22 protein-coding genes are annotated in these 26,156 nt (G+C 52.8%); 5 read left to right on the forward strand and 17 right to left on the reverse strand.

Translation table 11 applies throughout. The annotated features are described in order from the left end of the window. The first annotated feature begins 98 nt into the window (after positions 1-98). Positions 99-836 (forward strand): Crp/Fnr family transcriptional regulator, encoded by a 738-nt coding sequence (locus B2T33_RS10300; protein WP_167351180.1) that lies wholly within the window; start codon positions 99-101, stop codon positions 834-836. A gap of 34 nt (positions 837-870) precedes the next feature. Continuing rightward, positions 871-1,509: a Crp/Fnr family transcriptional regulator gene (locus B2T33_RS10305; protein ID WP_167351179.1), complete on the forward strand. Its 639-nt coding sequence runs from the start codon at positions 871-873 to the stop codon at positions 1,507-1,509. 54 nt (positions 1,510-1,563) lie between these two features. On the opposite strand, the gene B2T33_RS10310 is transcribed toward B2T33_RS10305, so the two are convergent. The 8 genes from B2T33_RS10310 to B2T33_RS10345 are packed head-to-tail and all read right to left on the reverse strand — an operon-like array spanning position 1,564 to position 10,711. After that, positions 1,564-2,502, reverse strand: a complete 939-nt coding sequence (locus tag B2T33_RS10310) for an FAD:protein FMN transferase (protein WP_339660079.1) — start codon at positions 2,500-2,502, stop codon at positions 1,564-1,566. Further along, entirely contained in the window at positions 2,499-3,092 is a 594-nt protein-coding gene (locus tag B2T33_RS10315) for a nitrous oxide reductase accessory protein NosL (RefSeq protein ID WP_064779666.1), read from the reverse strand. The genes B2T33_RS10310 and B2T33_RS10315 overlap by 4 nt, the downstream gene beginning before the upstream one ends. Beyond that, the gene (locus B2T33_RS10320) at positions 3,089-3,910 is read right to left on the reverse strand and encodes an ABC transporter permease (RefSeq protein WP_064779665.1); all 822 of its coding nucleotides are present in this window, start codon (positions 3,908-3,910) and stop codon (positions 3,089-3,091) included. The genes B2T33_RS10315 and B2T33_RS10320 overlap by 4 nt, the downstream gene beginning before the upstream one ends. Next, complete coding sequence (locus B2T33_RS10325; RefSeq protein WP_286791948.1) at positions 3,907-4,797, reverse strand: ABC transporter ATP-binding protein; 891 nt, start codon at positions 4,795-4,797, stop codon at positions 3,907-3,909. Before B2T33_RS10325 ends, B2T33_RS10320 begins: the two co-directional genes overlap by 4 nt. Further along, entirely contained in the window at positions 4,769-6,106 is a 1,338-nt protein-coding gene (locus B2T33_RS10330) for a nitrous oxide reductase family maturation protein NosD (RefSeq protein WP_064779663.1), read from the reverse strand. Before B2T33_RS10330 ends, B2T33_RS10325 begins: the two co-directional genes overlap by 29 nt. Before the next feature lie 6 nt (positions 6,107-6,112). Then, entirely contained in the window at positions 6,113-8,059 is a 1,947-nt protein-coding gene (nosZ, locus tag B2T33_RS10335) for a TAT-dependent nitrous-oxide reductase (protein ID WP_062957249.1), read from the reverse strand. Then, positions 8,059-10,326 carry a NosR/NirI family protein gene (locus B2T33_RS10340; protein WP_083996933.1) on the reverse strand — a complete coding sequence of 756 codons (2,268 nt, stop codon included), beginning with the start codon at positions 10,324-10,326 and terminating at the stop codon, positions 8,059-8,061. The genes nosZ and B2T33_RS10340 overlap by 1 nt, the downstream gene beginning before the upstream one ends. 4 nt (positions 10,327-10,330) lie before the next feature. Continuing rightward, positions 10,331-10,711, reverse strand: a complete 381-nt coding sequence (locus B2T33_RS10345) for a hypothetical protein (protein WP_064779662.1) — start codon at positions 10,709-10,711, stop codon at positions 10,331-10,333. Positions 10,712-11,630: 919 nt separating this feature from the next. Here B2T33_RS10345 and B2T33_RS10350 point away from each other — a divergent pair. Beyond that, positions 11,631-12,449 carry a DUF418 domain-containing protein gene (locus B2T33_RS10350; protein ID WP_286791949.1) on the forward strand — a complete coding sequence of 273 codons (819 nt, stop codon included), beginning with the start codon at positions 11,631-11,633 and terminating at the stop codon, positions 12,447-12,449. Positions 12,450-12,531: 82 nt separating this feature from the next. On the opposite strand, the gene B2T33_RS10355 is transcribed toward B2T33_RS10350, so the two are convergent. From B2T33_RS10355 to B2T33_RS10365, 3 genes are read right to left on the reverse strand one after another with little or no spacing between them, the layout of a single operon-like run. Continuing rightward, on the reverse strand, positions 12,532-13,728 hold the full coding sequence (locus B2T33_RS10355; protein WP_197145715.1) for an aminotransferase class I/II-fold pyridoxal phosphate-dependent enzyme: 1,197 nt from the start codon (positions 13,726-13,728) through the stop codon (positions 12,532-12,534). After that, positions 13,725-15,083 (reverse strand): MATE family efflux transporter, encoded by a 1,359-nt coding sequence (locus B2T33_RS10360; protein WP_064779653.1) that lies wholly within the window; start codon positions 15,081-15,083, stop codon positions 13,725-13,727. The genes B2T33_RS10355 and B2T33_RS10360 overlap by 4 nt, the downstream gene beginning before the upstream one ends. Continuing rightward, the gene (locus B2T33_RS10365; RefSeq protein ID WP_197145713.1) at positions 15,083-16,165 is read right to left on the reverse strand and encodes a GNAT family N-acetyltransferase; all 1,083 of its coding nucleotides are present in this window, start codon (positions 16,163-16,165) and stop codon (positions 15,083-15,085) included. The genes B2T33_RS10360 and B2T33_RS10365 overlap by 1 nt, the downstream gene beginning before the upstream one ends. Positions 16,166-16,483: 318 nt before the next feature. Here B2T33_RS10365 and B2T33_RS10370 point away from each other — a divergent pair, with 318 nt between their 5' ends. After that, complete coding sequence (locus B2T33_RS10370; protein ID WP_197145711.1) at positions 16,484-19,093, forward strand: amino acid adenylation domain-containing protein; 2,610 nt, start codon at positions 16,484-16,486, stop codon at positions 19,091-19,093. A gap of 13 nt (positions 19,094-19,106) precedes the next feature. Next, positions 19,107-20,417 carry a lysine N(6)-hydroxylase/L-ornithine N(5)-oxygenase family protein gene (locus B2T33_RS10375; protein WP_064779650.1) on the forward strand — a complete coding sequence of 437 codons (1,311 nt, stop codon included), beginning with the start codon at positions 19,107-19,109 and terminating at the stop codon, positions 20,415-20,417. 62 nt (positions 20,418-20,479) lie between these two features. On the opposite strand, the gene B2T33_RS10380 is transcribed toward B2T33_RS10375, so the two are convergent. The 6 genes from B2T33_RS10380 to B2T33_RS10405 all read right to left on the reverse strand — a co-directional run. Further along, complete coding sequence (locus tag B2T33_RS10380; RefSeq protein ID WP_197145709.1) at positions 20,480-21,043, reverse strand: sigma-70 family RNA polymerase sigma factor; 564 nt, start codon at positions 21,041-21,043, stop codon at positions 20,480-20,482. A gap of 228 nt (positions 21,044-21,271) precedes the next feature. Beyond that, positions 21,272-22,057: a siderophore-iron reductase FhuF gene (gene fhuF, locus B2T33_RS10385; RefSeq protein ID WP_197145707.1), complete on the reverse strand. Its 786-nt coding sequence runs from the start codon at positions 22,055-22,057 to the stop codon at positions 21,272-21,274. After that, entirely contained in the window at positions 22,054-24,063 is a 2,010-nt protein-coding gene (gene fhuB / locus B2T33_RS10390; protein WP_197145705.1) for a Fe(3+)-hydroxamate ABC transporter permease FhuB, read from the reverse strand. Before fhuB ends, fhuF begins: the two co-directional genes overlap by 4 nt. Then, positions 24,060-25,001, reverse strand: coding sequence for an ABC transporter substrate-binding protein (locus tag B2T33_RS10395; protein WP_197145703.1), 942 nt, complete (start codon positions 24,999-25,001; stop codon positions 24,060-24,062). Before B2T33_RS10395 ends, fhuB begins: the two co-directional genes overlap by 4 nt. Positions 25,002-25,015: 14 nt before the next feature. Continuing rightward, a complete protein-coding gene (locus tag B2T33_RS10400) occupies positions 25,016-25,747 on the reverse strand; it encodes an ABC transporter ATP-binding protein (protein WP_245227669.1) in 732 nt (243 codons plus the stop codon). Positions 25,748-25,909: 162 nt separating this feature from the next. After that, on the reverse strand, positions 25,910-26,156 hold a 247-nt coding region (locus B2T33_RS10405; protein WP_286791951.1), incomplete at its 5' end, for a TonB-dependent receptor domain-containing protein.

Below are 26,156 nucleotides of genomic sequence, written 5' to 3' on the forward strand. Positions count from 1 at the left end.
CGGACTTGTTTGACATGGAACAATCCACCCCGGCCGGTTGAATGTTAGATTTGTTCCAATGCTTAACTACAACCGCGTTTTTCCATGGAAACTTCACAATGAGAGATATTGATCGAATCTCGGGTGTTCTCCAGTCTGGGCGCTATTTCAAAAACTGGCCGAAAGACGACATTCTGGAACTGGCGTCATTGTGTACGTGGGTTCGGTATGATCCAGATACGGTAATCATCCATGCCGGAGACTCAGCATCGGCCCTTTTTCTGATTGTGAATGGGCATGTTGAGTTGTCCTACACGGACGGGGAGGGCAAGGACGGTGTTATTGATTTGCTGGGTGACGGACAGCTTGTAGGTGAGTGTGCGCTGGCACCGGAAGCCTGTTACGCCGTTTCAATCAAAACGCTGGACGCGACGACCGCCATCCGGATTGACGGCGCCGCCTTTGCCGATTTTCTCTCGGCGCACTTTGATCGGGCATTAACCATGATGTCGGTTGTAACAGAAAGACTATGTCAAATGTTACGCCAGACCGAGGAACTGAAATGCCGGTCAGCGGCCCAACGTTTGGGGATATATTTGCTTGCAGATGCCGTTCCTGTCGGGGATGCGCATGAAACGCCGCTTACCGTGGAAAAGTCTGCGTTGGCACGCAAGATTGGCATGACAAGCGAGACATTTTCCCGGGCGCTTAAAAAGTTGTCGGAACATGGCGTTTCCCAACACTCCAACGGGTACATCATCCGTATTGCAGATACCGAGATGCTGGCCGAGTGGTGTGGTTTATCAAGCAGTGAAGCCAGGGAGGAACAGTCTGATGGTTTCAAGGTCGCTGTCTAGCGCAGATCATGATGTAATCTTTCAGGTGCCGCTGTTGGCAGCACTTGGGGAAGAACGGCTAAAGACACTGCTGGGAACATGCAAGGTCGAAAGCCATGCGCGGGGGGAACATCTTTTTCGGGCCGGTGATGTGGCCGAATATTTCTACATTCTTTTGTCCGGTCATTTGCGGCTTGTGAAAACCTCCTCGCAGGGGGATGAAACAGTGATGCATTTCCTGACCGAGGCCGGTTCCTTTGCGGAGGCAGTTTCCTTTGCGGGCCGGTCCTATCCGGTTGAATGTCAGGTCGTCGAGAATTGTGAAATCGTGGCCATTCCGCGCACTGCCTATCTTGGCATCCTCAAAAGCGCGCCTGACGTTGTCGGAGATGTGCTGGCAAGCCTGTTGCGGTGGGAACGGTTCTTCCTTGAGGAAATCTATAAACTGCGCCATACGCGTCCGATCCAACGGATTGCTGCGTTTCTGATCGATTTTGAAGACCGAAATGGCGCGGCCATCGACGGCACAAGTGGCAAAAACTTTCCCGATAAGCGCCAGATTGCCAGCCGGATCGGTATTACACCAGAAACGTTTTCCCGGTCCTTGCGCAAACTTGAAGCATCTGGCGCCATATCGGCGGGGCCGAAACTGCAGATACTTGATCGTGAGGCACTTCTGGAACTGGCCCACTAGCTCAGCGGCGTTCCAAACGTTTGCCAGAAATGTCATCCAGTATGGGAGGCAAAGCTAGACCAGTTTTGCGCTCGGGAACTGTGCGAGCAATTTGTCTGCCTCGCCTTTATTCATAAGGCAAATTGCCGTGCTGAGCCCATCGGCCACAGCTGCCTTTGTTGCAGTTACACTAACCGCTGTTGGGCGTGCTTGTGCGGGACGGCCGGTGCGCGGATCAAGAATGTGACCAACAAGGCCCGCCTGATCAAAGAAGGTGCCGTTCGGCAGTGATGTTGCCAAGGCGTTGTCGCGCAACATTACCCTTTCTTTTCGAATTTCTGATCCGGTATTGATTGAAACAGGCCAGTCTTCACCTTCAGGGTGGCCGCCCAGAGCCGCGAACTCGCCGGTATTGATCAGGACGTTGTTCAATCCGTCATCGCGAAGCAACTTGGCGATACGGTCTGCAACGTAGCCCTGGGCAATTCCATTCAGGGTCATTGCCATGTTCGGTCTTCTGAAGCTGACCTGGCTCTGATTGATAACAACCTTGTCCCAGCCTGTTCTTGAAAGTGTTTTACGGATAAAAACATTCTCGGGCGCCCGGCCTTCTGAATAGCTTTGCGCATAGAGTTGCCAAAGCGGCTGAACCGTTGGATCAAAAAGGCCACCACTTGCCTGGTTTATGGTCCCGCACAGTCCCAGGCATTCCAAAAGTTCGAAAGGCGGAGTGTTAACCACACCATCGCGGTTCAATTGTGCGAGCGTGGAATTTTCCCGATAGAGACTGAAGATATTTTCCAGTCGTTCAAGTTCGCGGGTTGCACGCAAAAGGATGTCGTCAGCGTTGGGGTGCGACAGGCTGATCGATGCAGCAGACCCCATTGCAACGCCCTTCCAAGTGCGGACCGGATGCTGTGCCTTTAATGCAAACGGTGCAGCCGAGAGTGCGCCAGCGGTGGCAAATATGGTCAGAAACCGGCGTCGTGAAAAGTCGGACATGGCGGACCTCATTCTTTGCGAAGTTTTTCAAGACGCGCGCGATAATCGTCGTCATCTGGCATGATCGCCGTTTCGTGTGTCTCGGCGGATGGTGTTACGGGCACACTGTTTAGAACCAGCACGTCATCAATGTCTTCAAGGCGCATTATCTGGCCGCCATGGCGACTGACGAAATTCTTGGCATCGTCCTGATCAGAGAAGGGAACAAGTTCCGGTGCCCCCATACCCCCGGTCTTGGCAGAAGCGACGACATAATGCGCACTGGTTGCCGGTATCCAGTTTTCTCGTCCCACATTTTCCCAGTCATGGGCCCTGGACATGTCGGTGACGTAAATCGCACGGATTTTATAGTTTTGTTCGGGCATGCGTTCATAGGCAATGCCATCGCGAACCTGACTGAAAAACAGGGGGTAGGGCAAACCTTCAAGATGAATTTGTGCCTTCGGGCCTGCATGCTCAAGAATGTTCATCTGGCAGAAATGTCCGACAGCTTCTTCAGTCATGGCGACCGGTGGCGGCATGGTATCTTTCGTCTGCTGCTGACATCCGGCAAGAATAAGCAGGCCGATTGTGACTGAAGATAGCGCAAGTCGGGAAATCATGGCGTCACCCTCCTGAAAATCTGCCAGGCGAGGATCGTGGCAATCACCGGCCAGATCAGAATGGATATCAGGGCATGAACAGCGGGGATGCTATTGGCAGCCCCCGTCAGGCCGGCTGCAGCAGCGGTCGCATCCGAAACGGCAAGGTTATATATCCGAAAGGCATCTGCCGGATTGCCGATTAGCAACCACGGAAAATAATGCGTTGTGAAGGTTCCGCCATCATCGGCGACAATGGCCGCCAAGAGGCCAAGATCATATAAAACGATCAGAACCAGCCAGAGCCCGATCACCAATCCTGCTGCTGCGCCGGGTCTGCGTGCGAATGCCGATATGCCATAACCGATCCCAAGGAACGTCGCGCCAAGAAGAAGCGACGACCAGAATAGGCGAAACAGTGCAGGGATGCCAACAAGCGCATTGGGGTCTGTTGCAATCGCAGCAACGGCGGCAATTCCGTAGCCGGCCAAGACGGCGATACTCAGGATCGCCAGATGGGCGATGAATTTCCCAAGGACCAGTTCCCCGCGGGCGACGGGATAGGTCAGAACAAGGGACAAGGTGCCGCGTTCGATTTCGCCTGCGATTGCGTCAAAGGACATCAACAGTGCAACCAACGGCACAAGATACACCGCAAGGGATGTCAGGCTTGCGACGGTGACGGACAGTTTATCCACACCAACTGCGCCGGTCGGGGCACTGCCCGCAGCAGATAATACAAGTGAAAACAACACCATCATCGCGACAGAAATCGCCACCCAGCGGTTACGAAGCGCAATGATGAATTCGCTATGGGCTGTTGCCAGAACCTTGTTCATGCGTTCCCCCGTTTGCTGAAATGGCTATAGATATCTTCCAGGCTTGGCGGAATGACATCGACATCATCGACCAATGGCCCCAGTGCCGAGATATCGCCAAGACGTGCGAGCTTTTGCTCGGAATTGCACACCAGATCGACAATCACGCCGTTGCTGCGTTCCCCGGAAAGCTTTTGGGCGACCTCGTCTGCCTTGCCGCGTTGGGCAGATACCTGAAGGCGGATGGGTAGCGATGCCTGTTGACGCAGGTTTGCCAGGGTATCGTTTGCGACCATTACGCCTGACGACAGAATGACAATCCGGTCAGTTCTGGCCTCAACCTCGGTAAGGGCATGAGAAGACAAAAGAATTGCGGTGCCTTGTGCTGCCAGTTCATCAAGAATGACATAGAACTCGCGTCGTGATACCGGGTCGAGACCGCTTGTCGGTTCATCAAGGATCAGGAATTTCGGTTCACCAATAAGCGCCTGAGCCATGCCGACACGTTGGCGCATTCCCTTGGAATAGGTGCCAATGCGGCGGTTTGCTGCTGCCCCCAATCCGACGCGTTCAAGAAGCGATGCGGCCTTTCGGGGATCTTCGCCGCGAAGTCGAAGATAATATCGAAGCTGTTCTTGTCCGGTCAGCGACGGATGAAAGGACGCGTTTTCCGCGAGATAGGCTGTTTGCATGCGGGCCCGGTAACTTCCGGGTGCAAGACCATGGACAGAAACCGTTCCCCCTTCTGCAGTGACAAGGCCGAGAATGATCTTCATCAGTGTCGATTTTCCGGCACCATTATGGCCGAGCAAGGCAACGCGTTCACCTGCGGCAACATCAAAGCCAACCGCATCAAGAACGGTATGATCATCATAGCGTTTAGTGACTTGTGAGAGGGTCAGACACATTTTCAGTCCTTTCACGCAGCCAGACAGGATTGGCGCGAGCAGCCATTTCAAGAGAGACGATTTCTTCGGGAACCGGAATTTCGATCGGTTTCATGAGCGGGAAGCTGTCGACGACCCCGCCCGGCAACGTTGCGGGGAAGTGTGCCTGGCTCCAGCGGATCAATTGAACGGCGGGTGATCCCAAAAGCATACCGGCTGCGGGTTGGGACCATAAAATATGATCGACAAGATCGTTTGGCCGGAACCGGCTGTCAGCAATGCCGTTGCCATCAAGATCGAATACCGGATGATCGGACCAGAAATTTCCCCGGCCATCGAAACTCCATTCGACGTCACGGGTCCCGACATACTTGACCTGGGTTTTGTTGGCGATGAAGGCATTGCCTGTCAGGGCATTGCTTTCGGAACCAGCGGTGAAATGTATGCCGGTCTGGCAGCCCTCGAACCGGTTGTCCCCGATCAGATTGTGATGCGCGTTATAGATAAACAGGCATTTCCCTCCTGCGCCGCGTACCAGATTTCCGACCAGATCAGACTTGTTGGTATAGTTCAGCATCAAGCCCTGGTCACGATCAGCAAGAGACAGATTATCGCGCACCGTGATGCGGTTCGAATACATCAGGGCAAAACCAAGGTGATTGCCAATCGACACATTGCCCGAGATTTCTGAATCATGGGCATACATGTAATGCACCGCAAATCGCAGATCGCGCATCAGATTGCCACGGAAGACGCCGCGATTGGAGGTGTTCACGAAAATGCCGTCGCGTCCGAATTGGATCTCGTTGTTTTCGACCAGTGTTCCCGGCGCGTTCCAGACATATATGCCGTTGCCACGCGAATTCAGTCTGTGATCGCGGCGTCCGATAATGACATTTTCGCGCACCGTGGCTTGTTTGGCGCCGTGAATATCAACCCCATAGAGGTTTCCGAGGATGCGGTTATCCTCGACCAGAATACGTGCGGCTGTCCGATGGAGCTGGATGCCGGAATCAATTGTTTCATGTGCTGAACCCGAACCCACGATCTCAAGCCCACGGATGGTGATATCCGTTCCGGTTACAGAAATGACGCTTCCGGTCTTGTTTCCATAAATTTTTGCTTTGCCCTGACCATCAATGGTGACGGGCCTATCGAGTTCTATGGGACCCTGATGGAGCCCCGGATCAAGCAGCAGCACATCGCCGGGGGCAGCCCCGGCGATGGCAGAGATCAGCGCCCCGTCAGTTGACGGCACAGATTGCGTTGCCGCAAGAACCTGCAGCGGCAAGACAGCCATGGCCAAGATCATCATGACGGGGCGCAACATCACAGGTTAACTCCGCGGTTCAACGAACATACGGCCACGCATTTCCATGTGCAGGGCATGACAGAACCACTGGCAATAGTACCAGTAGACACCCGGTTTGGAGGCGACAAAGGTTGCCGATGCAGTTGCTTGTGGGCCGACCTCGAATGCAACGCCATGGTCCCCCATGGTGAAACCGTGTGTCAGGTCATCGATGTCGTCCATGTTGGTGATGATGACGGTTACTTCATCGCCTTCCTTGACCTTGAAGGACTCAAGGCTGAAGGTTGGCGCTGAAGAACTCATATAGACACGGACCTTGTTGCCATCGCGGACAACGGTTTCGGTCCAGTCGTCAATGTCGACGCCATCTGCCTCGGCTTGTTCGCGGGTTTTGGCCCACATCGGATCCTGACGATTCCAGACACTGGCCGGGGTGACCACCGAACGGTGAACAATGATCGAATCATGGGGTTCGGCGAATGTCGGACCATCATGCATAAGAACCAGATCATCGCCCTGCATCGAGAACAGCTGTTCGTTTTCTGGCTTAAGCGGGCCGACATTCAGGAAGCGGTCCTTGGAGAACTTGTTCATTGAAATGAACCATTTCCCGTCAGCTTCCAGAGTTTCCCCCATCGAGGTGGAGTTGTGGCCCGGCTGGTAATGGACATCGACCTTTTTGATGATCGGATCGACATTTTCACCAGCATAGGCACGCACGGCTTTTTCAATGTTCCATTTGACCACCTGACTGTCGAGGAACAGGGTGGTCAGTGCGTTACCCTTGCCGTCAAATGCGGTATGTAGCGGACCAAGACCCAGTTCCGGTTCGGCAACAACGGCGGAACGCGGTTCTGCGCCGTTATAGAACACGGCATCCAGCTTGGTGACATCAATCACCGATACAGTCGGGGAAAGCTTGCCGGCGATGCAAAGGTGCTTCTTGTCCGGTGCCATGTTACAGCCATGCGGACTGTTGGGGATCGGGATGTATCGGGTGTAGTTCTTGTTCTTGCCTTTGCGGCCATCGATAACTTTTACACCATTGAGTTCGATGTAATCGCCTGCTGCGATGCCTTTTTCGATTTCCTTGATGTTAAAGACAACAACGTGATCAAGCTCGGACGCGGTCATCTCCGCAAGGTTCATCCCCATTTCCGAGTTGTAGCTGGTTGAAAAGGCATATTTGCCGTCATAGTCGGCGTCGGTGTTATCAAGGTTGCCCGATACCATGACCTGCCATGCGACCTGCATCTCGTCTGCGTCGATTGCAGTGTAGAAGTTTACGTATTGCGACGGATCATCAAGCACCTTGCCGTCATTGACCATCGGCGTCTCGTCCTCGCCATTGGCAAAGACATAGTTGGTACGCGGCCATTTTTGCGGACGCAGGCCGTGAATGGCCTTTGCGTTCGGGATTTCCAGGACCTTGTCAGCCTTCATGACATCGCAACGCACACGCGCCACGCGCGTATTCGCCTTGTCATTCATGAACAGGAAACGGCCGTCATACTTGCCTTCGGTGAAGGACATATGGACGTGGTGCAAGTCGCCGTTATCATGGATCTTCTTGCCGTTGGCAGCGAGAAATTCCTTGGTTTTGGGCAACATGTTCTCGGTAAGAACATTCAGGCTTTCATTGGTCTGCCCCCAACCCGTTGCCGAGCAACGGTTGAAAACAGGAACGCGCATAAGTTCACGCATGGACGGGATACCCAGAATGCGCATTTCGCCCGTCTGGCCCGACGACCAGAAACCGTAATACTCATCAAGCTGACCGGGGGCGAGGCTTGCTTCAGCGCCGGTTGAAGCCTGGGCGCTGCCAATCGAAAGGGCTGTTGCAGCACCGGTTGCGCCACCGACTGCTGCCAAGCGTGCAGCACCTGCCGCACCGGCAAAGGCAGCACCGCCAGCGGCTACGCCAAATAGATCACGTCGGCTGATTCCGGGTTTGGATGTTTTGTCAGACATCATGACTTCTCCTTGAGATTTTGCTTGGTCGTCCGGGTCCGGTTCAGCGCTTTTTGTGCGCCTTCCGTGCTTGCCAAGAGGCTTTCCTGCCGCTTGAGTTTCTTGATCACGACCGGACAGATTTTTTCGCTTTGATACAGCACCTGACAGTGAAGGCAGTTGTGACACTCGTTGGGGTTGATTTCTCCAGTGGGGTGGATGGCTTGAACCATGCATTCATGCGCGCAGCTCTGGCAGGGGCTGCCGCATTCCTTGTAGCGTTTGAGCCAGTCAAACATGCGCATACGCGCCGGGATCGCGAGGGCTGCGCCCAATGGGCACAGATACCGGCAATAGAACCGTTCGACGAAAAGCCCGGCGCCAAGAAGGACAAGCGCGTAAAGAACAAACGGCCATGCCCGATCAAATTTGAGGATGATGGCGGTCTTGAAAGGTTCGACCTCGGCCAGCTTCTCCGCCTGATCAATGGAGGCCAGCATGGTGCCAAACAGGCCAAGGAAGATGATGTATTTCACCGCCCAGAGCCGTTCATGCAGCCCCCACGGAAGCGTCCATTGCGGGACATGGAAGAATTTGGCAATCCGGTTGGTCAGTTCCTGAAGCGCGCCAAACGGGCACAACCAGCCGCAATAGGCACCGCGCCCCCAGAAGATCAGCGCCGCAGCAACCGAGAACCACAGAATAAAGGTCAGTGGATCAAGCAGGAACGCTTCCCAGGTAAATCCCGTCACAAGCGAGTTGGTCAGCGCCATAAGATTGACGACGGAAAGCTGTGCGTTGGCATACCAGCCAAGGAACACCAGCGTGACAGTCAGGAAGCAGATGCGGAACCAGAAGGTAAATTTTGCAGAACGTGTCAGGAAGCCCTGGAAGAAGAATGCGGCGGTCAGAACAATCAGCATGATGCTGAGCACGACGATTTCGACCGTCTTGTCACGCCAGATCCGCTGCCAAAGGGCGGTTTTGGCAGTCTGTTCGTCCGTTGCGAAACTGGCCCCGGTTGAGTTGTTAGCCTCTGGCGTCGGCGAAACTATCTTGGTGAGGTAGTTGACTGGCGGCTGCCAGCCGATGTCAAAGGTGGTGTAGAGACGTTCAATTGCGCCGACATCACGATGGACAAGAAGTTCCAGACGCCAGGGTTGTGTCGGGTCAAAGTTGCTGCTTGCCGGGATCTTGAACAGATCCATCTCTTTGAATTGCGGTGCGCCATCGGCCATGATGTCACCAACACGGCGATGGTTGCGGTCGCGGAAACGTACCGACATATCGCCCTGAATAAGCTGGATACGGTCAAACAAGCCGCCGCGGACATATCCCGAACCCTTGAAGGAGTATTGTCCCCGGGCGGTAACAAGAATGGCTTCTTCGCCATCCTTGAGCCAGGTTTTCAGATTGTTGTAGCCGCGCTCGCCAAGTGTGGCCTTGCCAATGGCCGGGATGCTGACAAGCGAGACATACATGTCGATGAAGGTTTCTTCGGCCGGGGCTTCGATTGGCCGCTCAAGCGCCCTTGGATCATCCATCGTGGCAAATGCATCGTTTACCTGACCGACATCAAGTGACATGCGACGAATAGTCCCGTCACCAACCAGTGTGAACCAGTCTTCCGGGGCGGTCGCATCCGATCTGATTTTGAATTGTGCTGCATTGGATTGCTCCGGGGCACTCAATCCACCCAATTCGAGCATGCGCGCAACCTTGATGCCCGAGCGCAGGATCGAGTCATCGATGACCATAATGGTCACCGTTGCACCGGAAATAATATTCAGCTCGTGGTCTGCATCTTTTGTTGCGGCAACTAGGTCAAAGCCGACATATCCCTCGGTGAGTGACGCGATCCGCTCTTCTGGAATGCCAATCAGGACAATCGGTTCGGAATGCTTGACCAGTTTGACACCGATGATCCGGGCCTGTGAGTCAACAGCGACCATCACATGGATCGGTTTGCCGGAATAGCCGGTGGTGCCAACAAAATCAGAGGTAATAAAAGCCCAGCCGATCTGCTCACCGTTCTTGAGAACCGGTGCGACCGGCACGTCTTTTTGAACCGGACCATAATCATCAGCACCCTCGACCAGGGATGCTGCGGGAACTTTTTCAATGAACTGCGCCAGAACAGGTTTGTTTTGCGCGTTTGCCTGGGAAACCCACAGCACTGAAGAAAGAAGACAAACAACAGCAATGACCAGAAGACATTGCAGGAGCATCAATGCGCCGGGTGCCTGGTATTTGGTCTGAAGATGACGTGGGGCAAATGGGATGTTCATGAATTCAAACCTTGTACGGAGGCGCGCGCGCGGTTGCCGGTGCAGTGGGTGTCGCGCCGGCGTGGTCAAATGACATGGGGAAGATCGTCAGAACGACTTTGCGGTCATGTTCGGGCACGCCAATTGGGTCTGAAAGCTGGAATGCAGATCCGCTCAGGCAGTTCATGCAATTTGGGTAATCGCATTCGACAGGTGCGGGTGCTTTGTTGCCGTTCCGGTCGATCAATATTGTCACGGGAGTCTGGTCTGTGCTGCAGATCGTGATTTGAACAAGGTCAGCAGCTGCAGTTTGCTTCGTCACCTGAGCAATAGCCTGAGCAACACCGGTTCCGGTCAGGGAAAGTGCGATCAGAAACAACAGAAATGTGCGAAGCATTTTTTCCATAATGCTTCTCATATTCCATCGCAGATTCCTGATTATTGACAGTGGTCAAGTGACTAGGAGCTTGAGCTTCAATTGATTGCACTGAGACAGTTAACGTTGACGTTGACTAAGTTTATTGGGGGACGATATCCGAAGAACTGTGCAAAGAAGTCATGTTCAACCCTCAAACTGTAAACGTGTCCGGTAAACGAAGCGCGTCAGTTTTCCGTTGGCAAAAGTACTTTGAGAAAAATGTCAGCTTTTCTGTCAATTTAGCAGCTTTTTGTCAGCTTTTGTGACAATCGATGACAACTTATTTGGCAAACGAAAATGCTAAGACTTTGATTTCGCGGGAAGTCGAATGTCAGCTTTTGTGGCACCTGACAATTACAGAACGTACTCACTGCTCCATCGCTCTCAATCGTCCCGCAAAAAGCAGTCTGATCTAGCAGTTGCCTGAATTGTCATAATTCGGGGTTATCGGACTTGCGGTCGAGCATGCATAAGCAGCGCAGAAGTCGCACTTGTCCCCTGAATTAAATCAGTTGCCAAACGTCTTTCTACTAAGAGTTCCAATCAAGAGGAAAGACGTAAGATGTTTCTGCAACGTGAGTCATCAATTGACGCCCTTCGCGCGTTCGCCTTGTTCGGGATACTTGTGGTCAATTTGCCCTTCTTTGCGATTACTTTTGGTTTTGCTGGCGGGGCATGGCAGGACGGGGAGCCGCTTTGGCTGAATGTGCTTGCCGCGAGCGTGATCCAGGGATTGTTTGAAAGCAAATTCATTCTGATTTTCTCGGCCCTGTTCGGGTTTGCCGCGTTACAGCAATTCAAACGATATGGGGCCGGTTTTTATGTTCGGCGGCTTTGTGTGCTGGCACTGTTCGGCGTTGTGAATCTGGTATTCCTTTTCGAAGCAGACATTTTGTTGCCCTATGCCGTGATCGGGCTGCTTTTGTTGATCGGTCGGAAAATTTCTGTTCGCGGACTTATGGTTTGTGGTGTTGCTCTTTGGGCGATGGCTGTAGTTGGGAATGCGCTTTTTGGGGTGAGCCTGACAGTGAACCCATCGCCTTATGTCGTGCCAGAGATACCGGTTTCGGTGGTTCTGGCGACCGGCAGTTTTGCAGATGTAATGGCGGTGCGTCTTGAGAGTTGGGCCGGTTTCCAGCTTTATTGTCTTTGGAGTAACTATCTGCTTGTTGCTGCTGCCATGGTTTCGGGGCTTGCCGCCGCGCGGTTTTGTGAGGAATATGGCTTTGATGCTCTTGTTGCCAAATTACGCACCATTGCGGCGTTTGCCGCATTTCCGGGAATTGCAGGAAGCCTTCTTTACGGGGCGCTTGCATCGTTGCCCGCAGCATTTGAGCCAGAGCGCTTCTTTATGATGACATTGGTTTTGCGCCCGCTGTTTGCGGTACCATTGTCCATTGTTCTTGTCGCATATGGTCTTGTCGCCTTTCGCGCAACGGTTTGTAGCAATTTGGTTGCATTCATTGCGCCTGCTGGCCGCATGTCGTTGACGATCTATTTGGGAATGTCATTGGCTATGGGATTGGTGTTCTTTGGTTACGGTGCCGGTATGCACAATCAGGTTCGTTTGGCTGATTGTTTGTGGATTTCAGTTGTGATGTATCTGGGGTGGATCGTTTTTGCCAAGCTTTGGTTCCGCTTCGCATCACGCGGACCGCTTGAATTGATTTTGGCGGTTCTCACAAGGCCGAACTCCCGGCAAGGAGTTGTGTCGGTTAGCAGTTAAGCTACAAAAGTCGGAAATGCAAAAGGGCGCCATTTTGGCGCCCTTTACCTTTTCTGTTCAGAGGATTGGCCTAAGCCGTGGCTTAACTGGTTGTCCCAGCATCGATTGCCTGTTCCAAATCTGCCAGAAGGTCAGACGGGTTTTCCAGCCCGCAGTAGATGCGCACAAGTTGCCGGTCCAACTGGAAATGACGAAACGCACTGATTTCATATTTCTGGTGGAGTACCGCAGCAGCGGGAACGATCAGGCTTTCGGGACCACCCCAACTTACGCCTAACCTGAATGTTCGAAGGGCGTTGCTGAAATTTCGAATGTCGACCGTCTCATCGAGAATGATGGAAAACAGGCTCGAATGGCCATGTAATGTGCGTTTCCCAGCATGGTTGCTGAACCCGGTATAGAGCACCTGGGAGACTTTTGGGTGCTTGAACAGGCTTGTGGCCAAATACTCACCGGTTTGGGCGTGTCGTTGCATGCGCAGCTCAAGTGTGTCGAGGCCGCGTAGCAAAAGCCATGCTTCAAACGGACCAAGTTTCCCACCGAGATAAGGGAAGGTTGAACCATTGATTTTGTTGATCAGGTCCTTTCGCCCGGTGACGACGCCGGCAACAGTGTCGCTGTGACCAGACAGGAATTTCGACGCTGCATGGATGACAAGATCGATACCGTGATCGGCCGGGCGCTGAAAAACCGGTGTTGCCCAAGAGTTGTCGATAACGGTGATAACATTTTGCTCTTTCGCTGTTTGGCCCAGTTTTTCCAGGTCCTGGAGTTCAAATGTCAGAGATGTCGGACTCTCAAGGAACAAAAGTTTTGCACCTGAAATGGCGTCAATTACAGCATCTGTCTTGGTGCCATCGACATAGTCGATGGCCACGCCCATTGGTCTGAGCATGGTTTCAAAAAGCCGATATGCATCGGAATAAACATTGTGAACGGTAACGATCCGGTCGCCCGGTTCGACAAGTGCCATGACGGTTGCACTGATTGCCCCCATCCCGCTTGCAAAGGCACGGGATGCTTCGGTGTTCTCCAATCTTGCAATTTCCCGTTCGAATGCCATTACGGTGGGATTGTCACCACGAGCATAGATGGGACCGCCAGGATTTCCGGCATAGGCATTTGCCATGTCGTCAAAGTCACGGAATGCAAATAGCGACGTTTGATAAATTGGTTGGGAAACCGCCCGGAAGTGGCGCTCGTAGTTGGGATCAAATGCACCGTGATGCCGGGATCCGTGGTCCTGCAGCGAGAGTGGCTTTGAAGGTAGCTCGTTCATGATGAAAGCTCCTTGATCAAGAGTGTTTTGCGATCAGAAAACGTCAAAGCAACGGCAATGAGTGCAGTCAGTCCTGCCGCAAGCGCAGGTGCTATGACAATTCCGTCCAAGCCAAATGCCATGGGTAAAAATAGCGCCAGTGGTAATTGAATGTAGCCCTGTGGCGCCATGCTGACGATGGCAGCGCGCCGCGCATTATGAGCAGCCTGAAAGCGCGATACCATCGGTTGATAGATGCCAACGAACGCGACTTGTATGGCAAGGATATCGAGCAAATGCGCCCCAAAGGTGATCAATTCCGCTTTGCTCACAAAGGCGGCAATCAACCAATCCCCGAACAGGAAGGCAATAACTGCGCAGGTAATCGAGAAGGCCGCGCAATAGAGAAGGATGCCCGTAAACACGGCCTCAAACCGTGCCTGATTACCTGCACCTGCTGCGTAGCTCAGGATGGGTTGTGCACCCAGACAAAAGCCGATGATCGGAAGAATGGCAAGAAGCACGATACGCAACGAGATGGCCAATCCAGCCAGTTCTTCTTCGTTGCCATGTCTGGTGGCTGCCTGCATCAGAGCGGCAAAGCATATTGATGCCAGAATAGTGGTTGTACTGGCTGGAATGCCGAGCTTGCCAAACGGTACTAGAGCTTTGCGCCAAGAAAGTGCGTGAAGAGCCCCGACATCGGGATGTATTCGTCCAAGGCGCTTTTTGAAGTAATAGACATACGCACAAAGGGCCGCGATCTGTGAGATGATCGTTGCCCACGCCGCCCCTGCAACCCCCAATTCGAATCCAAAGATAAGTATCGGGTCAAGTACCATGTTCAGACCAAACGACCCGAGCAAGGTGTACATCGAAAATCGGCTGTTACCTTCACCGATTGCAATGAAATCGCAAACGATCTGCAACAGTACCAGCACAGAGCAGGCCCCAAGAATTCGCATGTATATGGAAGCTTCGGTGAAAACCTCGTTGCGCGCACCGAGCAGATGCAGAATTGGTCCGTGGAATAATGTGATCAGGATGGCAACGCTAACGCCAAAGCCAATGGCCAAAGCCAAGGCAAGGGATGCGCTTCTTGCGGCATCTTGGACATTGTCCCTGCCAAGTGCACGACCGATTTCGGTTGAGGCTGTTAGGCCCAATCCGTGCCCGATTGCACCGACCAGCATGAAGCAGGGAATGGATAAAGTTACCCCCGCCATGGCACTAAGCGCATATTGGGAAACAAAAAAGGCATCGACGACCTGATTGATGGCATTGATCGAAAGCCCTGCCACAGATGGCAGGGCCAGTCGCAGGATCAATCGCATGATCGCCGGATCATTCAGGTCCGGAAGAGCACGCTTTCGCATCAGGAAGCATCCTCATCGTGGACAAAGTCCGGAACAAACAGTCGATCATCAAAAAAGCGTTCGCGCAGCAACATAACAAGAAGTGACGTCTTGTGGGGGAAACGAACCTGTTTAATGCCGGCAAAGCCTGAACGCAGAAGATTGCGGATTTGCTGATTGTGGCCTGCATCAGGTTCACCGACAATGCGTTGCGTTCTTGGGTCATCAAGGAACATGTAATGCATCAGAGACGGAAGCCATGCGGTCAAATATTCCTTTCCGCGAAATGCATCTTCGCCAATGGCAACGTGCCAGCCGCGGTCAAAGTCACCTGCATCATAATGCTCGCCAAGACGATCTTCTTGTGCCCAGTAGAGCTCGAAATACCCGAATGGGGTGTCGTTGAAATACCCGATCAGCGGCTCGGTTCTGGGATCATCCAGTCGGCTTTGGATGAAGGCTTTATGCTTTTCCTCTGAGCCGGACTCTTCCCAGAAGACGTCGACGCGCGGGTCGTTCATCCATTTATGGAAGCACCCGAGATGACGACGAATATCCGCGCGTTCAAACCGGATAGTTTTGTAGATCCAGGGGATGTAACGCGCATAAAGTGTGTGCGAGGCACTTGGGCGACGGACTGGATGACGGCGTCCGTTGGTTGACGTGTAACTCAAAGGGAATGGGTCGCGTTCGGGATGTGCCAACCAGTTCAGCGTTAGTTGATAGAGATTGCGGGAACTGACAACAATGCTATCACCTGAATGAGAAATCAGACCGTTGCGAATCATGTTCGCTGTCCATTCCGGATCCAACTGCGGGGGAAGTTTGATTTCAGACCGAGAAGGATGCGCAATCAGAAGTGCTTCGCCCAGCGCAGCCAAACCTTTGGCATCTAGAACGTTAAGCGTCAGGCTTGCAACATCATCAAGGACGATCTGGTCCGGTGAGAGGGTGAAATAGAAGTCATGATTTTCACTTTCCCCACAAAGCTGAATATGTCCGTCCTCGATGGACGAGTGCCAGTTTCCGGCGTTCTGAAAGTGAGGAACTTCCAGTTTCTGGGATGAGTTTTGAGTTGGTGCTTCTAATGCAATGACATTCATATTCAGATCTCCTGATGTCTAAGTTTCCAACCCGGTTGGGTTCGTTAAGTCTCTGTAGTCCGGACGGATGAGAGGATTGGAAGTTCAGGTGCATTTTTTCGATTCGAGATGCAGAAACTTCTGAACTTGGCAGGTGACGGTTCGTCTTTGGTGCAAATGCTTGAAACTTGCTTTGCCAATGTGGAGACGACCATGAATGGTTCTCAGGCGGTAAATGCCGCGTCCTTAAACCCATCAAACGAACCGAGTTCGCAACCCGGTTTTCATTCAATTTCAGAAGATGTTGTTGGTTTGCCATGGGCGGTGGAACCCTGGCGGATGAGAGGATATCCGCACCAAGTCATTGACCGTTTTTGCGACGATGATCCCGACCGCCCGGCCATCCTGACAACAGATGAGGTTTGGTCGCGAAAGCGCCTGAAACAAACGTCAGATGCGATTGCCTGCGCTCTGATTGCCAATGGGGTCGAGCGTGGTGATGTTGTTGTTGTTGCGCTTCCGAAATCTGCGATGGCGATTGCAGCCATTCTTGGTGTCTGGAAAGCTGGTGGGGCTTTTGTTCCCGTGGACCCGCAGCACCCCGAGACCAGAAATCAGCACGTATTGACTGATTGTTATGCACGTTACGCTGTTACCACCGGCAGGGATTTGACGGTTCTTGGTCAGCAGGAGCTTGAGGTTGTTCTTGTCGATGAGCTCGACACGTCGGAAGCCGACTTCCTCGCCGTCGCCCCGCTTGCCGATCAGCTTGCCTATATTATCTACACGTCCGGTTCGACTGGTCAACCTAAAGGGGTCATGGTGGATCAAGGCCCGTTGATTGACCATTTGAATGCTACCGGGCCAATCTATCTGATGGATGAAGATTCGCGAGAATTACCGTTTCTTCCATTTTCATCTGATGGTGGTCATGAACGCTGGATCGTGCCGTTGATGGCAGGTGGCAGTATTTTATTGCCTGACCAATTACTCTGGACGCCGGAAGACACAGTTAACGCCATTCGCAAACATGGCGTGACCCATGCTTCATTTCCGACCAGCTATGTACATGAGTTGGCAGGGTGGCTTCGCGAGAAGGGCCAGACTCTTGATCTGATACTTTGTTCCTTCGGCGGTGAGGCAATGCCAAAGGAAACTTTCAACCGGATCGCGCGGGCCATCAATTCTCGTTATCTGATCAACGGTTATGGTCCGACGGAAACCGTGATGACACCCATGTTGTGGCGTGTCGCTCAGGACCGGCTTTGTGAGACCGTTACAGCCCCGATCGGAAGACCGGTCGGAGATCGTTGGGCCTATATCCTTGATGCGGATGGCAACGCGGTCGCACCCGGCGAAATCGGTGAGATACATCTTGGCGGCTATTGTGTTGCCCGTGGATATAACAACTTGCCTGAAAAGACCGCCGATCTGTTCATTCACGATAATTTTGCGCTGAATGATCATGCACGAATGTATCGCACCGGTGATTTGGGCCGATTCCTTCCGGATGGCATGATCCAGTTTGCTGGACGGGTCGATGATCAGGTTAAAATTCGTGGGCACCGTATCGAGCCGGCAGAAATTGAAACAGTTTTGCGTGGGTTTGATGATGTTGCCAACTGTGTCGTCGTCGCAGCTGAAGTTGCCTCACGGTTGGAACTGATTGCCTATGTCGTACCGCGTTCCGGAGCATCGGTTGATACCCGTTCAGTTCGTGTGCGGTTGCAGGACCTGCTGCCAAGCGCAATGGTGCCTGGCTACATCATTGAAATGACGATGTTGCCACTTAATGCCAATCACAAGGTCGATAAATCACAGTTGCCGCTACCGCGTCGCGAGGGGGTCATAATCAAGCCAGCTAATGACGACGAGGCCGCTCTGTTGACCATTTGGAAATCCGCACTGGGTCTCGATGAAGTCGGAGTGACCGATAATTTCTTCGAGATCGGCGGGAATTCGATAACAGCCCTGCGTGTACTGGCAAAAGTTCGCGATCAGTTTCCTGAACGCAATGCGGAAATTACGGATCTTTTCAACTTTCCGACCATCCGAAGCTTGTTGTTGGCGCTGTCTGAACCCGAATGCAAGCCGGGGGCGGATATCGTGCATTTGCAGCAAGGCAAGCCCGATCAGCCTGTCCTTTATTGCTTTCCGGGGCTGCTTGTCAGCACGCGCGAATATATGAAGCTGGTGAAAAGTCTGGGCGAGGATCAATCCGCCGTGGGCTTCATGTGCCACTCGCTTACAGAAAATCAGGAACTTGATGTTTCGGTCACCGATATCAGTTCGCGATATGCAGAGCTGGTTTATCGGGAAGCGAAGGGACGTACCTGCGCCTTTCTGGGCTGGTCCTGGGGTGGTTTGCTTGCATACGAAGCTGCGCGAATGCTGGGGAATGACATCGATTTGCGAGTTGTCGGAATGGTTGATGTCTGTGACATGGACGAGGATTTTGATCTGAACGCACGGCCAAAATTCCAGCAGGGGCAGTGGGCCGAGATTGAAGCACGCATTCGGGTCTGGCTGCAGAAAACCAAGATGCGTGAAGAATGGGAACGCCTTTTGGCGCTGATGGATGACCTTGCTTATGCGCAGTTTGTCCATTTTGTGGGAAAAAGCGAATTCGGGCTGCCCACAGACGGGCCGGGGATCGGTACGCGCGAACATACGTTCTGGGTGCTAATCGACAATGCCCTTGTTTTCCGCCGTCATGAACTTCTGCCCTATGACGTGCCGATTGCTTCATGGCTTGCAGGCGATACGGTCAGTCGAAAACTTGATCTGATTGATTGGCAGTCACTTTCACGCCTTGCCGAGGCCCCTGAGCATATTCCAGGAACGGATCATTTGACGATCATCGGTGATCCGGCATTCCACACGCGGTTTGGCAAACGTTTGACGAACGCTTTCGAACAACCAGCCGATATGAAATTTTCAAGCAAATAGAAGGACTTGAACGATGGATAAATTGGATCTTGTCGGGATTGGAATTGGTCCTTTCAATCTTAGTCTTGCTGCGCAGCTGGACGGGGTTGCTGATGTGTTTTCAATCTTTCTTGAGCAACGTTCTGAATTTGCCTGGCATCCGGACATGATGCTGCCCGGTGTTGAGCTTCAGACTTCGTTTCTGAAAGATTTGGTGACCCTAACCAATCCGACGAGCAAATGGTCTTTCCTGTCTTACATGGTCGGCCAGAAACGCATGCTTGATTTCATGAACGCGGATTTTGCCGCGGTGCCAAGACGGGAATTCGCCGCTTATCTGAAATGGGTTGCAGACCATTTGGAAGGCTTGGCATTTGACAATGTGGTGCGCGAAGTCGCATTCGATGGTCAAGACTTTAAGGTTCGTACGGATCATACAAGTTATGTCACGAGCAATCTTGCCATTGGTGTCGGCAAGCCTGCATTTATTCCGGCCTGGGCGCGCCAGTTGCCCAAGCATAAATGCTTTCACACAAGCCAAGCGAAGTCGAATTTGCCAAAGCTGCGCGGCAAGAGAATTGCCGTTATTGGCGGGGGACAGAGTGGTGCTGAACTTGTTGAGTATCTGCTTGGTGGAAACGTCAAAGGTGTTGAAGAAGTTCTCTGGTTATCGCGGCGCGACAATTTCGAACCCCTTGATGATACTCCATTTGTGAATGAGTATTTCACGCCCGGATATGCAGATGTCTTCGCAGGTCTGCCGGATGCCTATAAACAGGATTTGATGTCTCGACAAAAGCTTGCCAGTGATGGTGCATCGCTTTCAACGCTCAAGTCGATTTATCAGCTGCTATACCGGCAGCGTTACCTGCAGGAGGGCCATGTTGCCGGTCGGCTCCTGCCGCAACGTGAAGTCTTTCAGGTTCAGCAAGATGGTGAAACAATGAGGATTGCTGCCAGAAACGGGCTTAATCAGGATGTCGAGTTCTTCGATGCGGATGCGCTGATTCTGGCAACCGGTTATGAAACGACATTGCCGGAATTCATGGCGCCACTGCGTTCACTTCTGGAAGTGGGGGCATCAGGTGCCTACCGCTTGGATGCGGAATTCCGTGCCCAATGGGATGGACCATCTGACCGAAACATCTTTGTTCAAAATGCCGGCAGGATCGATTTGGGGATCTTTGAGCCTCAACTAAGCCTGATGGCTTGGCGAAGTGCTAAGATTGTAAATGCTCTGACAGGCAAGAATGTCTTCAATCTTGATCAAAATCCACCGATTGTTGACTGGGTTGCCGGTACTGGGGACCGGGCAGGTGGTGCTGTCGTGCAGGCCTGGGGCTAGGGACGGCAAACTGAAATCTGCAGCCTGTTCGACTTAGTGAACAGGCTGCAGATCCGGAAGCCTTATGCTGGACGAGTCAGTTCTACATTATGGAGTGCCTGACGGCATCGCTGATCGGCCTGATGGATGTATGCGCAAACAGATGCTTTGGAGACACCGATATCCTTTGCAATGACGTTTTGCGCGAACCCGTCCACGCGATGCCGGTAAAAAGCGGTGCGCACGTGTGGTGGCAGCTCTTTTAATGCATTCTCAATGACCCGAAGGGCCTGGCAACCACTGAGACGCGCTTCGGGGCAGTCTGCGTTTCCCGCAGGACAAAGATCAGTTGGATCGCTGTCCGCGAAAAGAGTGCGTTCGAACGTAATTTGGCGGACCTTGTCGATTGCCATGTTTCTAGCAATGCGCGTTATGAAGGCACTTGGTGTGGTGACTTCTGTGTCTATTTGTGCGGTGAGCAGTTTGGCATAGGTATCCTGAACAATGTCATCCGCCAGATGGGGACATTTTACGATAGACTGGGCAACGCGTCGCAATTTCCCCTCTTGGCTTTTGGCGATAGTTAGCAAAGCTTGTCGCTGAAATTGGTCTTTTGGAATTGGGGCAGTTTGGCTTGCTTGGTGCATTTCCGAATGTCTCCGTTAGTTTGCTCATTAGTGAAAATAATAGTCACTTGCAAATTTGGGACGCGGTTTGCACTCTCCACTGGGTCGATCATCTTTTGTCATTCGGACAGATCTGATGGCAAATCAGATCCGTCCGTTGTTCATAAGACGGGATTTTCAATGAGCTTCAGTAAGGAATTCTGCAGAGCGGATTTCATGCCGCAGGAAAGCAGACTACCTGCGTGAAATCTAAAGTTTCGCCAGCGGACAGGTTGGGCAAATGTCGACGGACGTCAGTAAATAGCGAAGGCAACAGACACGTCTTGAGGGGTTGCCATCGTCGGATTGTTTGGTGCTGTACGGGTTTACCATCGGGTTTCGATTGCCGTCGGGACGCTTGACGTCGTTGATCAGTGGTGCAAGCGATACCCTGGTGTTTTTCAGGACGTGTTTCTCAACGTAAGCAACGACAACGCCAATATTGGACCAAAACACCTTTGGCGAAACTTTTGACGATGCAGCCAGTGAAGCAACCATAGGTTCGAGATGTCCGTCAATCAGGCATTCCAGATGAGCCCAAGGATCAGGCGGGATCGATTTTTCTTTCAACTCATGCACCTGCCGGTCATGAATATCGAACCCGGCCGGACATTGATTATCGTCCGTTGTCAGACTGATAAAGTTGGGCTGAAACGTAAGGACTGCTTCGCCTGCTGCGGCCAAAACCAGCACAGGGGATAACAGAATTCCGAAATACCATTGTGACCACATCGAGATGGCGGCACGCCGATCATCTTGCGGATATTTTGCCTGGCAATAGTGATCAAGAAGAGGTGCCAAACAATCAGGATCGTGGAGCGCAAAGCAATCTATTCCGCCACTGTGCGTCGTCAGGATCTGATGCCGGTCACCAAGCCCTTGATAGGGTCCTTGAAAGAGATCGGTTTTGATCTCAGACAGTGATCGGGTGGTAGGGGAATTGCCGATGGCGGGAGAAGCGTTCTTTTCAGAGCCGTTTTGAAGGGCATTCATCATGAGGCACCCCGCCCGACGCGCATAAGCAGCCAGACCATGATAGGCCCGGCAATGATAGCGGCCATCAGTCCGGCCGGAATTTCCCAAGGAAAGAATAACATTCTCCCAAGCCAGTCAGCGGCAACCATTAAAGCAGCTCCGATCAGCGCGGCCCCGACCGTATGCGGTAATGCATGTCGCAATCCGGCCAGTTTTGCCAGATGCGGTGAAATCAGACCGGCGAAGCTTAGTGGGCCAACCAACAAAGTAGCTGCCGCTGTCAGGATAGAAGCAAACATCAGCATAACCCCGCGCGAGATCGACAGATCGACACCGAGCGACTTGGTTGTCACAGGCCCCAGCGGAAACAGATTAAGCCATCGGGCAAATGCTGGAAGAATGGGTAAGGCGCTCACAGCAATGATTGCCAGAACACTCGCGCGGTCGAAGCCAAGGCCGTATGTTGATCCCGAACTCCAGGCCAACAAGCGTGTTGCGCGGGGATCACCACCGGCCATCAGAAATGCGATGAAGCCATCAAACAAAGCACCAATCGCAATACCGGCAATCAAAATACGTTCCGGTGCGTATCCAGATTTTCGGGTAAGCGCAAAGATCGCCCCCAGGGTAATGAATGCACCAATTGCTGCGCCAGAAATCTGCAACCATGCCGTTGGTGCATCGATCAGGAAGACAATCGCAATCATACCGATTGCAGCACCTGCACTGACACCCAGACTTTCGGGACTTGCCATCGGGTTTGCCGTCATGCGTTGCAATATGGTGCCTGCAATTGCCAGCATGGTTCCAGCAGCCATTGCACCGAGAATACGCGGACCGCGCCACGGCCAGACGGTATTCAGTGCATTACCCAATTGAAGTTGCCAGTCACCGTGAATATCTCGACCGACCAAAATCGCCCCTATAATCACCAGAAGCACACCAGCCAGAACGCGCAAGTGATTTCTAATGTTGCGCTGATCAGGTTCTGGGGCGGGCGACGTGTTTTGCGATGGTTGAGAATTGCTGCGCAGTTGCCGGATCATAATGATTAAAAGCGGTCCACCGAGAATCCCGGTCAGCGCGCCAGCAGGCACTAATGTCCCAATATATCCCGATAAAACCTGAACACCTTGATCCGCAGCACACAATAGTACGGCGCCGAAAACAGCAGACATCAGAAGTTTTGATCGCAACCGTCTGAAGCCCAGCATTCGCGTAATGGCTGGTCCAGCCAGTCCGACAAACCCGATAATACCTACCGCTGCAACAATGGTTGCCGTAAGCCAACAGCCGATCAAAAGGCAAAGTAGTCGCATTCGTGCTGGCGATGCGCCAAGGACGGTCGCCTGATGATCGCTGAGATTAAGCATTTCAAGCGGTCGAGCCAAGGCGACAGCCAGTGCCGCACCCATGCATACTTTCGCTGCCAATGGTTCAAGGATATACCAACCGTCTTGGGTAAGGTCGCCGCTTCCCCAGATAAACAGGCTTTTTAGCCATTCATGGTGAATTATTGCCAAGGCAGTTGTTACTGCCCCACAATAGAGCGCGATTATCATACCTGTCAGGATGACGATCAGTGGCGAGAAGCCACTGCGGCGCGCCAAGGCAAATACCAGAAAACCGACAACAAGTGCACCCAACAGTGCAATCGTTTCCTGACCGATGGCAAGCGCACCCGGCACATAGAGCGTCACCAGTGTCAGCGCCAGTTTAGCGCCGCCTGCAAGGCCAAGTGTGGACGGCGATGCCAACGGGTTTTTTAACGTGTGTTGAAACAAAGCACCGGCAACGGCAAGACCCGCACCAGCGACAAGTGCAATCAAAAACCTTGGTATCCAGCCTTGGGTGAGCAACAACGACCGCGTGTCCGATCCAGCCGCAAGGTCGAATATTGCCGCCGGGGACAGGCTACCGGCCTCAATGTCCAGAGACAGCAGGCTTAGCAAAACGGCAAGGATGCAAAGCGAAACGGGAACCGCATGGAATTGGATCGCATGTCTGCGCATGGCTTGACTTGTCATGACGCGAATTCCCCATGAGCAGCACCTTGCGATGTCAGGGCATTGGCAAGCAGATCAGAAAAGCGACCGGCGGCAAAAAGCCCGCCAAATGTTGCTACTGGTGGCATCGTGATCAGCCCAAAGCGTTTGATGGACGGTAGTTCCGAAAGGATCGGGCTATGTACAATTGCGCGGTCGACATTGTCTGGAACGGGTTTGATCGCGATGAGGGCTGCGTTTGAGTATTGCGCGATCTGATCGATCGTCACGGTCGCAAACCCCCAATGATTGGTGGGGCCTGTCCAGGCGTTTTTGACGGGAAGGCGATCAATCACATCCTGCATCAGACTGTTTTGCCCATAGACCCGCATGTGGCGCGGCGAGAGCATGCTGGTGACAAGTACCGAACTGGCCTGCGATGAAGTAAGTTCGCGAGAGGCTTGATCTATGCGGCTTAGGGTGTCCGAGATCAGTATCTCGGCAGTGCCCCGATGCCCGGTAACTTCGGCAATCTTTTGTGCCGCGGCCATCGCATTCAGGAAGGGCGTCTTGCTACTGCTATAAATGTCGATTTTTTCAATCGGGGCCAGGTCGGAAAGGCGGGAATACTGGTTTGCATAGAAACTGCTGGTCAGTATCAGATCGGGATCAAGTTGCGCCAATCTTTCCAGACTTGGTTGAAAACGTGCGCCAAGATTGATGACCTGTTCAGGAACTTTTGGTTCCTGAACCCAGACGCGGTATCCTGGCACATCCGCCATGGCAAGCGGAACGATCCCCATCGCAAGTGCTGTTTCAGCAAGTGCGCCATCTGCGATGACTACACGCTTGGGAACATCAGCCTTAGCGGAGCGTGTAAAGCTTTCTGGCAGCACAGGTGTGAGCGTTGCAATGGCAGATAGACCAGCAAGACCCTTAAGAAAATGTCGTCTGGAACATGTCTGATGTTGTTGATGCATTGAATCGCCCCCAATCACACATTGGCAAGGGCAAAAGGATGCCCATTGGTGGGGTGAGGCTGCACCAGCATATCCATGCCAAAAATATCGCGAAGCATGTCTGACTGCATGATGGTCGCCGGTGGCGCATCCGCGATCAGTTTGCCGCCCTTAAGCGCGACAATATGATCGGCAAAGCGCGCGGCCAGATTGATGTCATGCAAGACGGCAACAATGCATAGACCGTCCTGTTTGCAGAGCTGTTCGAGTAAAAGCAGGATTTCGTATTGATGTGATAGATCCAGCGCAGAAATCGGCTCATCAAGCAATAGGCAGGAGGCTTGTTGCGCAAGTGTAACTGCGATCCAGGCTCTTTGGCGTTCACCACCTGAAAGCGTACTGACTGCGCGTTTGCGAAGGGCTTCGAGGCCCGTCAAAAGGATCGCACGTTCAATCGATTGTTTGTCGCGCTCGCGCAGGCGACCAAATGGCCCGTGCCATGGATAACGACCAAGCGCAATCAGTTCTTCGACGGTATAGTCCGCCCCGTGCCCCGGGTCCTGTGCAAGATAGGCAACGCTTTTGGCAAACTCACGTGCGCTAAACCGCCCCACGTCATTCCCGTCAAGTGTGACAGCTCCACTGGTTGGCTTGTTCAGTCCGGCCAGCATTTTAAGCGCAGTGGATTTCCCAGACCCATTATGGCCGACAATTGCTGTCAGGCAGCCAGCGCGGAAAGTAACGGATATGTTGTCAAGGAGTGTCACGCCTCTAGCCGTTTCAAAGCGGGCTTTTTGCATTCCAAGGACAGCAGGACGATCAGATAAATCCATGGCCATAATTCGCTCTCGATAAACGCAGAAAATCCGCGGTGAACGCGGATTGCGAGAATGGGTCCGGGGCGCAACCGTGCGCCCCGGATTAATCGATTACCAGTCGTATTTCAGAGTTGCAGCTATGGTCTGTCCTTCGATCTGGTAGCAGTAACCGTTGTTACAGATAGCGGCATCGTTATCGGCAAGGTTAGTGCCATTAATCGCAAGGGTCAGACCATCCAGCTTGTTATTAAGTGCTGCGAAGTCATAGCGGATCGCAGCATCAAGCACCGTATAGGGCTTGTTCTTGCTCGTATTGGTGTAATTGGCATAGCTTGAGTCGGTGTAGCGAACACCAACC

The sequence above is a fragment of the Thalassospira sp. UBA4513 genome (assembly GCF_002388495.1).
Lineage (GTDB): Bacteria > Pseudomonadota > Alphaproteobacteria > Rhodospirillales > Thalassospiraceae > Thalassospira > Thalassospira tepidiphila.